A 12,638-nucleotide genomic window follows, 5' to 3' on the forward strand; every position below is an offset into this window, starting at 1 on the left:
CTCTAGATCCGCCGCCAGATGAAGGCCAGATAGAGCCCAAGCGTCCCAGCCAGCGTCTGCCGGTAGACGCCGCTTTTCCTGAGAAGGCGCAGGCGTCGCAGGATACCGCCCTTTCGTGCCCTGATGAACAGGCCGAGACAGGCGGCGGCATCCCTCGAGAGGATGTCGCGATTGACCGCCAGGCCGCTCAGATTGTGATCGGTCCAGACGGCGAACTCGCCCCTGAACAGGCGCCCCAGCCGCGACAGCCTCGCCTTCCACGACACGTTGGCGCCGACCAAGTTTGCCTCATGCTGGCGGTAGCGCACCAGCGGTCGCGGGTCATAGCGGACAATGCCGCCGGCAGCCGTGACGATCAGATAGGTCCACCAGTCATGGCTGACGAACTCGGTCCTTGCCGATGCCTTTGCCAGCAACTTTCGCGCGGCGCGGTTGATCATCATCGTGTTGCCGCCGGCAATGCTTTGCACAAGCGCATTGCGAAATGCGGGTGGATGCTGGAACAGCGGCGAATACCCTTGCGCTGCTCCGGTTTCGGACATGGTCGCGGTTCTGGAGCAAAATAGCAGCGGCGTTCCGGCGTCGTGCCCTTGCATCCAGGCAATGGCGCTCTCCAGCCTGTCCGGCTCCCAGATGTCGTCCTGGTCGCAGAAGGCGTAGTAGTCGGCCTCGATGCGCGGATCGATGATCATCGCGCGGAAATTGGCGGCAAAGCCTTGGCGAGGACCATTCGACAGGGTCAACCGGCCCTTGGACCAGCGGCTCTGCCAGGCGCCGATAATGGCCGAAGTGCCGTCTGTCGAACCGTCGTCGGAAACCCAGAGGTCGACAACAGGATGCGATTGCGCAGCCAGCGACGCGAGCTGCTCGTCAAGGAAAGCCGCGCCATCTTTCGTGCCCAGCAGCACGGCCACGCGCTGATCTTGTCTGCTCACTGGTTCAAAATCATCTGCAAACGCCTGGGAACGGCCATCGGATCGGTTTCAATAGCCAATCCCGGTCGATCAGGACAGGCTCTTTGTTTTGACGCAATCCCGGACGGAAAACCGCTCCACACTTTTCCTGGAATTGCTCTAACCAGCTTGCCCGACTGTTTTCGCAACGGTTTCCCGGCGTGCGTCACTTGGAGGCTCTTCCGCCTGATAGAGGCCGGCCATGACGGCGAGCGCCGAGGCCTTGTCCTGATCGCGCATGGCCGCCTGCAGCAATGTCAGCGCCTCCTGGACCTTGGGCCATCCCACGACATCGGTCCTGAGGCCGAAGATCTTGGGGATATCCAGCGCGACGATCTCCTCATTGCCGCCATGCAGCACCTCGTGAAGCTTCTCGCCCGGCCTGATCCCGGTGAAACGGATCGGAATGTCGGTGTAGGGGCTTTTGCCGGCCATGCGGATCATGGTTTCAGCGACTTCGAGGATCGGCACCGGCTTGCCCATGTCGAGCATGTAGATGGCGTAGTCGTCCTTGCCCTGGCGCCGCTCGGCGTCGGCCGCCGACATGATGACGAGGTCGACGGCTTCGGCCACCGTCATGAAGTAGCGGGTCATGCGACGATCGGTGATGGTGACCGGACCGCCGGCCTCGATCTGCGCCTGGAAGATGGTGGCGACCGAGCCATTGGAGCCGAAGACATTGCCGAACCGCACGGCGATGAACTTGGTGCCGGAGCGACGGCCGCTAGGCCCGGTGGCATGCGTTTCGTGCAGCGAAGAGACGATCTGCTCGGCGGCGCGTTTCGTCATGCCGAGCACCGAGGTCGGATCGACCGCCTTGTCGCTGGAAATCAGCAGGAACTGCGGCACCCCGCATTTGGCGGCAACCTCGGCGCAGACGAGGGTGCCTAAAATGTTGGTCTGGATCGCCGATTCCCAATTTTCCTCGAGCAGCGGCACATGTTTGAGCGCGGCGGCATGGAAGATGATGTCGGGCTTGAAATCGCTGACGACGCGGGTGATCTGGCGCCGGTCTGTGACATCGACGATGCGGCTCTTGAGCCGGACATGGTCCTTTTCGTCAACCTGCTGGTCGAGCTGGAAAATACCGAACTCCGAGATATCGGCGACCAGAACCGCCTCGGCGCCAAGTTCCAGCGACCGCTTGACCAGGATGCGACCGATTGAGCCGGCGCCGCCGGTGACCAGGACGCGCTTGCCACCGATAAAGCCGCCGATCCGCTCCATATCGGAAGCAACTGTGGAGCGGCGCAGGATGGTTTCCATCTCGACAGCGTCGAGTACCAGCTTTCCGCCTTGGCCGAGCTCCGAAACGCCGGAGAATTGGACGACGGCGATACCGCTGTGACGGGCGACACGGACCAGTTCCGAATATTCCTCGATCTCGCGTTCGGTGCCATTGCCGAAAATCAGCATGTCGAGGCTTTTGGTGCCTCTTGCATATTCTTCGAGGACCTCGACCAGGCGGGGCCGCACGGCCACCACCGGAACGCCCTGTATCTGCGTGCCCAACGGCGCGCCGTTCTCGATGGCCATGATGCCGGCGATGGAATATTCGGCCGGCTCGGCCGTGCGTGTGAAGCGGATGATGACGTCTGCTTCGCCAAGCCTGCCGACGAACAGCGCTTGTTTGATCGCCGCATTGTTTGCGTTGCGGCTCAGGATTCGCCAGCTCGCCCCGTCGCGCAGGAACCGGTAATAGAGCCGAGGCGCCGATATGATGGTGAAGGAGACGAGGAAAAAGACGATGAACTGGCGCTCGTTGAGGCCGGTCACCGGCTGAAACGATCGAACCGCCAGCGAGACGACATAGAGCGTGACGGTCAGGATGGCGCAGCTCTTCAGGATGTTGAAGAAGTCCGGCGTGGAGGCGAAACGCCACACGGTGTTGTAGAGGCCGCAATAGCGAAACAGCATATGGCTGAGAAAAACAATACTTGCCCAGCACGCCAGGCCGGCCGTGGAGAGCGCGTCGAATGAAAGTCTCGACTGAGAAAGCCCCAGACTCAGCGCCACCGCGACCAGGACCATGACCAGATCCTGGATCATTATAATGGCGCGCCGCATCTTCGGCCGAAGTCCGGACACGACCTCTACATAGGATGTCATTGGGTAGTACTGAACTCCAGGCGCAAGGACTTGGACACTAACATTGGTGCAAGAGCGACGGAAACCCGTCATCCACCACTTGATTAGAGTGCCAATCCCCAGCCCCCGCTGCCCATATCGCATAGCGCGGAGTTGCGGTTACCGCCAGATATTTTTTGGATGGCACGTCCGGTTGATGAATCGGGCGCTCAAACAGCCACCCTTTTGAGGAGTGATCTCAAGCCAGCCCGTGCATACGTCAGCCCTCGATCGCTATAATACCGGCGATGGAACGGTCGAGATTTCGAGATGTCATGCCCAACCCGCCTGTGGCGCATATCGCGCGACAGGAGGCGCAACCAAAGGCTGGAGGCGAGCCAACAGCCAGATACTATATGCCAAGCGGGCCGGAGACAATCCGCATTCCATGCGACCGGCGTCCATGTGGGAAGCCGTGCCCTGATAAATCCTAGATTACTGGCTAGCGGAGGCTGCTGGTATCGTCGACCAGACACTCAAATCAGAGGAAGTGACCCATGGTTCGAGCTTGGGACAATTGGGATGTTGATGGAATTGCAGATGAAATTCAGTCGATCTGGCAGAATTCCCCAACCGAAGATGCTCATCGCGAAGAGCTAGTCCACATAGTATCGCATCATGTTGATTCCCATGCACCTTCCATTCTCGAAGTTGGCTGCGGGACCGGCCTCATTTACGAAAAACTCACCAATGGTATACTTAGCGATTCCAGATATATTGGTATCGACTCATCTATAAAAATGCTGGAGAAAGCGATAGGCAATTTCCCAGAAGGCAAATTTATTTTAGGTGATGGTTATTATCTTGCTTTCGGAAAGGAGGAATTCGATGTGGTTCTGTGTTTTGAGGTGCTCGGCCACATTCCTGAGATAGACCAGTTCGTAGCTGAATTGCTTCGTGTCACGCGGAAGACCTGCATCTTCACAACTTGGCCAAGCGACGAACAGGAAATAGAGGAAAATTACGAGACGATTGGCGGCGTTCAGTTTTTACACCGACGATATTCAGATGCTTTTATTCGGAAAATTATCCGTGCCATAGGGCCAAGGGACCTAGGCGAAATTGAGACCGTTAGCCTTCGCTCCGGGGGCCAAGCATACATTGTCACGCGCCATTCTTGACAATTGCTAAGCGCGAATTGGCTAATGCGCTCCACTGGTCACGGATTGTATGCACATCACGCTGCGCGCTCATCCAAATCGTGCAACCTCCGTCACTCGCTTTAGACGCAGCGACCGTAGCTACTCGAATCTAGCGAAGGGAAAACGCTTTAGTGCGCCGTAGATCACCGGTGGCCGCACCACCTCATAGATGGTGACCGGTACGTCCGCTTCGCGCACGAAAACTCTGAGCCGCCACCCCGCCTGAAGATCACGAACAGGCGTGTCAAACGAAAATCTTGCGGGGAGGCCCTCTTCAATATCGGCGAGTGAGCGGGTCACGGAACCCATAATCTTATCATTGCTGGACACGATCTCTATGCCTATGAGCCCTGCCTGCGTCCGAATAAGTGGCACGATGCCAAGATGGACAACCGATAGGGAGGTAAGCGCGAAACGAACGGTATATTCTCTATAAGATATGCTCGAGAGATCCTCGCTCAGACGCAGTTCATCACGTCGCATGCGGCCGAAGTGCTGGCGGCTGAAAAGGTCAAGCGGAGCGAAAACGGAAGAAACCATGTCCCACATTTCGCTCGTCCGCCAGTTAACGGCTCTCGCAAGCCTGAGTGGACGTGAGAAATGTTGAGCTTCAACCTCCGAATGGAGCCTGGCAATTGTGGAAACCACAGCGGGCTCAAATCTCTCTGGGAGCACGTCCGGTCGAGCCATCGAGACATCAGCGACCGCCTCGATCGACTTCTCGGACGCCGCCTTGCTGAAGGCTGCCCCATAGAGATCCATCAATTCGGCACGGACATAGCTTGAACGTCCCAGGACGCTTATCGTCCGATAAGCACTTCTTAACATCTCAGATCGCCGCACAACTGGATATCCAAGAAACTCCATAACAGCATTCGCCAGTTCCTCGGGGGACGTATCCTTGGCAATCAACCCGTTGTAACGATGCTTGATCAATTCGGATACGCCGCCAACACTGGGCGAGATAACAGCGACACCAGACGCCATAGCCTGAAGCATCGTCTGCGGCATAGATTCGTCCAGGGCGGAAATGAGCAACACGTCGCAGCCTGCGTAGAAGCGTTCCGGATCGGAAACGAACCCATGAAAGATGACGTGGTTTTCCAGACCTTGTTCCGCCACATAATCGCGGCACTCCTTGGCGTACTCAACATGAAGGTCATCGTAACCGATCACGTGGACAGTAACGTTGTGCCCAGCCTTTCGCAGAAGCACGGCCGCGTTGATGGCGGCGAGTTGATTCTTGCGAGGCTGCANGCAGACGATACGGCGCACGGCGACCCCAGACTCTTTCTTCCACCGCTCCCCATGTGTCGCCGAGGAGCAATGAATTGCATGGGCGAAGCCCGTCGTATTGGCGCCCTCATAGTATTGATGAACGCTAGCGACAACTGGAACCCCAAGTTCGAATCCAAGCGCCGTCATAGCTGGCTGCCAGGTTGCGAAGTGAAGAAGTCCTATATTAAGCCCAGCTAATCTTTCGCCAATGCGTTGGGCACCCTCCCGATCTCTCTCATGAAGCGACCGGATTTTCGACGCATCGACACCATTCATTCCGTTCTGCCAGTTCTCCTCCAACAGCGGAGCATCCTTCGTTGCCGCGCACCAAAGACGAGCAAATTCTGGTCCAAACCTCTCGTCCTGCGGAACCAAACCCACAACGTCGAAACCGAAAGAAGATACCAGCGCCGCATGCCGCAGCAAATGAAGGGTTGCTCCTCCCAGCGCGGCCTCATGAAAGCCATAGAGAATTGCCTTATCCTTCAAACGCGAATGAAGTGCTGTCGCGGCGAGCGCACCATAAAAATCGTAGTATTGATTTTCCGTGGTATAATGGGTTTCTACATATCTACGAACCTTCTCCAATATTTTGTCGCGTTGCTCGGCCTTCATCTTGATCAGACCTTCAATCGCGTTTGCCCAGTCATCAGGTCGATTGCTCACCTTGACACAAACCGAATCGGGCAAGCGGCTATACGGCGCCACATTACTCATTACGCTAATCGCACCTGCCGTGACCGATTCTAACAATTTGACAGGGCTCTTACTCCGTTCAGCACGTGTCTCACCCTCAAGAGGCGTGAGCGAAATATCGAAATAAGTGCTGCTTAGTTCAGCAAGATAGCTGTCATATGAATGGGTGAACGGCTTGAAATAGACATCGCACTCCAGAGCAGGGAAATCACGCGGATCGATTCCCCAGAAGTGAAATTCGACGTCATCCTTATAATCTGACGCCACACGTTGTAGCCCAGCCCAGATTTTTGTGATAATAACACCTCGAAATTTATTGCTAAAAATCGCTATTCGAAATTTTCCAGACCTGCCGTATTCTCGTTTTTCAATATAACGACGACGTATATTGGATTGAAGTCTAATCCTATGGCGATTATACTTTCCAAAATCGTCAATAATTTCATCGCTGTACCCGATAACAGCATCGGCTGCGGATATCTGCGTCACTATGCTTCGGTATCCAGGCGTACCAGGCGCGATAGAGGAATGTTCTGCCCCCACTTCATGGAAGCGAAGCATGTTGTCGTCCATCAAATAGGCACACGGAATGCCCCTTCGCCCCTTACCAGCCAACAGTTGCTCTGCGGGACCCACAGTACGGTATAGGATGGCCATGTCCGTGTCCGACGTGTCGAAGTGCCGTACATCTCGCTCCCTTACGAAGGTACTGCTAAAGCCTCTTTGATTTTCAAGGTTCTCAAAATTACGAACGGCCACATCCACAGACGTGCTGTAATCAGGCTTCGTCACCAGTATACGCTTGTGCTGCATAGCCCCGGATGCGGCAACGGCCAGCTCTGAGGGGCTACAGTAGTCATTATACCTCGAAACAAACGGCAGAGCCTCTTCTCTATAGTACCTCTGTATCTCGGACTTCGAGAATCTGTTCCTCCAATGTTCGGCGCCAATCAGATCATAGCCAGCAATATTGTCAGGCTTCAGCTGATTGTCTCGCGCAAGCTGCAGGTATTTCAAGGTGCGGGTAAAATCTGACCGCACATCCCGGCCAAGCGAGTTCTCCATGTCGGCGCGAACGATCGAACACGTCGCATCCACCCATTGAAAGGGAGCACTTCTTCCGAAACGAAGCCAGAGATCGTAGTCCGAGTATCGCCTGGCCGCCACGTGAGGGTCGTACATGCCATGCCTTTCAAAAAGAGCAGCATGGTGAATTACTGAGTTGTTTGCGATATAGTTGCCATGCAGCAGGAGTCCATAATTGAACTCCTGCCCAAGCACCCGCAGAAAGACATCGCCTTTGTCCGTCGCACGATAGGCGTCGCAGCTACCATAGGCGACGCTTGGAACAGCTTGACGCCCAAGCCAAGCCATACGCACCTTTAAGCTGTCCTCCGTCCAAAGATCATCATCAAACTGATAGGCAATGTACTTGCCGCGACCGTGAAGCGCGGCCTGATTGACGCGCAAGGCTGGAAGACCACTGTTGTGCTTGTACGAATGTATGATGACCCGTGGATCGGCAAGCTGGTACTCACTCAGCACATCGGCAGTTCCATCGCGCGAACCGTCATCCACAATGATCAGCTCGAAATCGCCATAGCTTTGCGAAAGCACGCTCTCAATTGAAAGCCGCAAGGACCCGTTAGCACGCGCAAAAGTAGGAAGGATCGCCGTCACTTCTGGTACCGACCGCCTTCTGTCGATGTGGCTAATGGAAAGATCGTGGCCACAATCACCGAATCTCATATTTCCTCCGAATTCAAATATCTATTGAGCTCCGCGTACAAGCCGACGTGACGTCGATCTCCGCTCTACTCCGCCGCAAGGCAGACAGTTTATCGCTGCGAGGCCTCATATCCAGATATCACCTCTGATGTGTCGCCATCCATAACAATTATTCCCTTATCTATCCAAATAGTTCTTGCGCAAAAACTCTTCAACAAATCAAAGTTATGAGATGAGAAAACAAGAATCTTACCCTGCTCCATAAATTCAAACATACGACGTTTTGCCTTCTTCGCAAAACGAATATCTCCAGCGCCCATCACCTCATCTATAAGCAATATTTCCGGATTTATGCTCGTTGAAACAGCAAATGCGAGGCGAATGAACATACCCGCGGAATATGTCCGAACGGGATATCCCAGGAACTCGCCAAGCTCCGTAAACTCCTCAATCTCCGGCAGCTTCGCCTCGATCTCATCGGGCGTCATGCCAAGCAGCAAGCCGCGGATGCGGATGTTGTCCCGGCCGGTTTGATTCATCTCGAAACCGGTTGCGAACTCGAACATCGGGCAAACATGCCCTTCGGTTTCGACGACTCCGCTGGTCGGCGCGTAGATGCCGGCCATCACCTTCAACAGCGTGCTCTTCCCCGCCCCATTCAGGCCGATAAGCCCCACCCTCTCGCCCTGCTCGATAGCAACAGTGACATTCTTGAGGGCCTCAACCGCATAGGCGCCGGGAGCCGCTCCCGCGCTGCGTCTCCTGGTCAACCAGCCTATCAGCCCATCGGTATTCATATCGCCGGTGAAAATTACGCCGGCGTTATGCAGTCGTATGAAGTTCTGCGTCAAAGGAGGAACACCACTTTTTTGTCCAACCGCGAAGCCACGCACCAAGCAATCCCGTACAAGATCAGAATATAGGCAGCCACAAATTCGTATGAAAAAAGCGGAGCGAAGCTTGCATACAGAATTGGATGGCGCACGATATCGATCAAATGGTAGATGGGGTTAATCATATAGACGAGCTCCAGGCCGTGATCCTTCAGAACACTGGCAGGAACCACGATCGGCGTTAGATAGAACAGGACCTGCAAAACACCAGATAAGGCATGCGGAAGATCTCGAAAAGCAACACCTAGGTAGGAGAATATCGTGATATGACCAATCAGGGCAATATATAACATAAATAGACCAGGAACAGCCGTAAGCCATCCGGTAACTTCAAAAATACCAAGCGCAATCTGCAATATTCCGATAGCGAACAGGCCAATTACAAAATTCATACTGCTACTTACTAAAGTCCTCATAATGTATATTTGCTTTGGGTATGAGAACTGCTTGATATAGCCCTCCGCATTTATGAAAACCATGCCAGCATCGATGATGGAGGCGGAAATCAACCCCCAGATAACGAAACCCAGCATCAGGTAAGGAAGAAAGGCCCCCAGATCCTGCCCGAACATGACGCCGTAAACGAAACCTATAGCCCCCACATAGAGTCCAAGGTTGAGCAGAATCCACAGCGGACCGATGAACGAACGGTGATAGCGACGCTTGATGTCTTGCACGCCGATAAAAAACCAGACGCGATGAAGCAGAAGCGAGCGCAAGACGTCACGGAGCAGCCTGTTCTTGTCCGCACTTGAATAGCTGTGTTTCATGAGCAGTACCGAGTTTGCCGTTTCGCTTGAGGCGCGCCGCCATGGAGGGTGATTTCAGCATCGCGTTGCAGTGCTCCCCGACCATGACCGGCGAGATGCTGCAGATGGAGACGGCAAGCCCATGGGCGCGTTGCCAATTCGCAAAAGATCATGTGGCCGGATAACCTGTCAAATGAGCGCCCCATGCGATTGACATAAAGCACTAGGCACGAACCAGTATTTTTCGAATTATTTTCTGGGTGATAAGAAAACACCCTCCATCTCGATAGTTCACCATAAAGTGTACTCTATACCTTTCGAATCTCCCCCATAATTTCCCCCACCTAACTTTTCTCAAATTAAGCTTTTTTACATTTTTCGGACGACGGCCATCCATTTGAATGAATACGTCAGCCCAATTCTGGGAGACCGTACTTAAATTATATCGTTTCTTAGCGTCATCAAATGCGACACCAATCAATTCATTTCGTTTTTCCGGCAACTTAACCAGCATTGATATCGCATCCAGCCACGCTTTCTCGGTATTGTCAACGAGAAGTCCTGTTTGTGCATCCCTTACGACGTCTTTGTATGGAGTAATGTTTGAGTATATCCCGGCTATACGAAGGGCGCCATACTCACGATACTTGTTATCTGTCTTGCTGCGGTTTGCTTCATGGTCGATCAGAGGTGCCAAGCCAATCGCCCAATTTCTCGAAGTCTGGAATTTGATGTAGGCGCCGTAGTCGCCAGTGTGCGGAAAAAACCGAACTCGTGCGCCGGCCTTAACTCCCCATGGAAGGACACCGGCGAACTCGAATACCGTTTTTGGAAATCTCTCCAGGATCGGCTGAATAAGCGGCGATATCAAACTCAAATCAGCAACCCGCGAAGGGCTTCCCGCAAAGCCGATTCGGATTTCGTCAGTAGAAACCGAAGACGGGCCGTCAATGAGTGAAAAATCGAAAAACGACGGCAGAACCGTCACGCGGGCATTAAAACTTGATACGAACCTAGCCAGTTCGGGGGAGTTTACGATAACGGTCTCAGCATGAGAAACCATAAACTCCAACGATTTCCTGACAGTTGGATGCCGATAATACAATGCGAGAGGATTGTCTCCAACAATTCTCCAGAAATTATCATCAATATAGTACACATATGGCCTGCCCGCATCAGAGAGTAGTTTTGCCCATGCCGAAGCCTGTGAGTCGGCGCACCTTACAAACATTGGAATTGTATTTGGTGAAAAGTCACCTACCTGAAGTTCGGTCATGAATTTTACTTCGTGATCGACGCCATGAGCCCGACAGGCCTCCATGATTTGCTCAAGCAAATATGTAGTGGCAATTTTTGCCTCTATGATCATTAGGATCCTGGCCATGTCGAGCTCACATAGCCCGGCGCGGAGGCGTTAGCATGAAATTGCGCCTCGCGGTCATGGAGTTCTACCTCGACCCAAGCCCATGCGGATCAAGCCATCGGAACGGCCTTCCTCAATAAACCCCTCGCGTATGTAAAGGCGAATGGCTTTTGTATTTTGCTCCATAACCTCAAGGAAGAGATAGGAGAGGTTCAGGAATTGCGTGCCGAAGCGGACGATTTCCGCGCATGAGCGGCCGATATAGCCTTTGCCAGCCATTTCTGGCGCGACTAGAAATCGGCCAACTTCCGCGCTCCGGGTATTCTCATCGATATCGTAAATGGCGCACTGGCCGACCGGGTGGCCATTCGCTTCCACCAGAAAGAAAAAATCATTTTTCTTTTTGAGGTAGCTTTTGTACCAGGCGATATGCGCGGCAAGGTTGATCCTGTCGGATGTGTTGAACCAGACGCGTGCGTCGTCACGATTGCGCCAGGCAAGGATTGTCTCGAGATCCCGCTCCTCCACGAGCCTCAAGATAACCGTGCCGTCTCCGAAAGGGGCGATTTGCGGTTTCATTGGGCGTATTTGAGAACCAGTTCGGAAACCAAGTCCACATCCGTCTTGCTCATGCGAAGATGCAGCGGCAACGATATGATTTCCTTGCTTGCCGCCGAAGCATTTGGACAGGTACCTGCCGCGAAGGCGTACATCCGGTAGTCGGTGTTGTCACGATAGTGAACGCCGGGATAGACACCGTGCTCGTTAAGGGCAAGCATCAGATTATCGCGGTTCTGAACGCGTATCTGGAGAAGATGCTGGGCAGACTCACAACTATCCACGGTCGGCACTACATTGACGTGGTTGTGACCCTCAAGATGCTGACGGTACCAAAATGCCAGCTGACGCCGGAACGCGTTGTCGACATCAAGATATTTCAGCTGCACGATAGCAATCGCGGCCATGATCGAGTTGCCGTGATACTTGTAGCCAAGCTCCTCGACGTCATACATCCATTTGTAGGCGCCCTGAGCGGCCGTGCGAGCATATGTATCCTTGTTGATCCCCAACCAAGTCAGCTTACGAACTCGCTCGTCATCCTCTGCCTCCTTGAAGCAGATCATTCCGGAATCGGCTGTGGGAAGATTTTTGACGGCCTGAAAACTGAATATCGTCGCATCGGCATCACCGCCAATGTGCGTTCCGTTGACCCGTGTGCCTGACATATGAGCCGCATCGAGCACCAGCTTGATGTCATGCGCGCGACAAATCTCCAGTATCTCCTGATAGCGGCCCGTATTGCCTCCCATGCCGACAAAGATCAGCGCTTTTGTCTTGTCCGTGATCCGCTTGAGCACGCTTTCGGGGTCGAGGCAGAGGTATTCATCAACGTCTGCGAACACCGGCTTGAGGCCTGTCTGAAGGATGGCGTGATTGGTCGAAACGAAAGTCAGCGGCGTCGTGATAACCTCGTCGTCGTCGCTCCATCCGTGCTTGGATTTGAAAAGCTCAAAAGCCAGGTGAAGTCCAACCGTGTTGGAATTCAGGAAGTGGGCATGCGGAATGCCGGTATAGTTCTTCCACGCCGTTTCAAACTCCGCAGTCTTGAAGCCAAGACCTGTCCATCCTTTTTCAAGGCACTCACGGATTTCCGACAGGCATTCTTCAATACGGAAATTCGGTACAAATAGCTGAACTGACATCAAATG

General features: G+C 53.9%; 9 protein-coding genes. 1 reads left to right on the top strand and 8 read right to left on the bottom strand.

The features are described from left to right. Positions 1-2 precede the first annotated feature (2 nt). Both X756_RS139950 and X756_RS139945 read right to left on the bottom strand, forming a co-directional pair. Positions 3-935, bottom strand: coding sequence for a glycosyltransferase family 2 protein (locus tag X756_RS139950; protein WP_023670713.1), 933 nt, complete (start codon positions 933-935; stop codon positions 3-5). Between the two features lie 138 nt (positions 936-1,073). Next, entirely contained in the window at positions 1,074-3,062 is a 1,989-nt protein-coding gene (locus tag X756_RS139945) for a nucleoside-diphosphate sugar epimerase/dehydratase (RefSeq protein WP_031239436.1), read from the bottom strand. A 515-nt stretch (positions 3,063-3,577) separates the two neighbouring features. On the opposite strand from X756_RS139945, the gene X756_RS1000000168115 reads away from it, so the two are divergent. Further along, positions 3,578-4,201, top strand: a complete 624-nt coding sequence (locus tag X756_RS1000000168115) for a class I SAM-dependent methyltransferase (protein ID WP_023731352.1) — start codon at positions 3,578-3,580, stop codon at positions 4,199-4,201. 120 nt (positions 4,202-4,321) lie between these two features. Here the strand turns inward: X756_RS1000000168115 and X756_RS139940 are convergent, their stop codons facing one another. The 6 genes from X756_RS139940 to X756_RS139920 form a co-directional block, all read right to left on the bottom strand. Beyond that, positions 4,322-7,945, bottom strand: coding sequence for a glycosyltransferase (locus X756_RS139940; protein WP_023731353.1), 3,624 nt, complete (start codon positions 7,943-7,945; stop codon positions 4,322-4,324). An 89-nt stretch (positions 7,946-8,034) separates the two neighbouring features. Beyond that, positions 8,035-8,775 (bottom strand): ABC transporter ATP-binding protein, encoded by a 741-nt coding sequence (locus tag X756_RS139935; RefSeq protein WP_023731354.1) that lies wholly within the window; start codon positions 8,773-8,775, stop codon positions 8,035-8,037. Then, entirely contained in the window at positions 8,772-9,587 is an 816-nt protein-coding gene (locus X756_RS139930; RefSeq protein WP_023731355.1) for an ABC transporter permease, read from the bottom strand. The genes X756_RS139935 and X756_RS139930 overlap by 4 nt, the downstream gene beginning before the upstream one ends. A 202-nt stretch (positions 9,588-9,789) precedes the next feature. Continuing rightward, on the bottom strand, positions 9,790-10,935 hold the full coding sequence (locus X756_RS1000000168120) for a glycosyltransferase family 1 protein (protein WP_245264576.1): 1,146 nt from the start codon (positions 10,933-10,935) through the stop codon (positions 9,790-9,792). Between the two features lie 69 nt (positions 10,936-11,004). After that, on the bottom strand, positions 11,005-11,508 hold the full coding sequence (locus tag X756_RS139925; protein ID WP_023731357.1) for a GNAT family N-acetyltransferase: 504 nt from the start codon (positions 11,506-11,508) through the stop codon (positions 11,005-11,007). Then, the gene (locus X756_RS139920; RefSeq protein ID WP_023731358.1) at positions 11,505-12,632 is read right to left on the bottom strand and encodes a DegT/DnrJ/EryC1/StrS family aminotransferase; all 1,128 of its coding nucleotides are present in this window, start codon (positions 12,630-12,632) and stop codon (positions 11,505-11,507) included. Before X756_RS139920 ends, X756_RS139925 begins: the two co-directional genes overlap by 4 nt. Positions 12,633-12,638: the final 6 nt, after the last annotated feature.

It is taken from the genome of Mesorhizobium sp. LNJC405B00 (genome assembly GCF_000502615.1).
Lineage (GTDB): Bacteria > Pseudomonadota > Alphaproteobacteria > Rhizobiales > Rhizobiaceae > Mesorhizobium.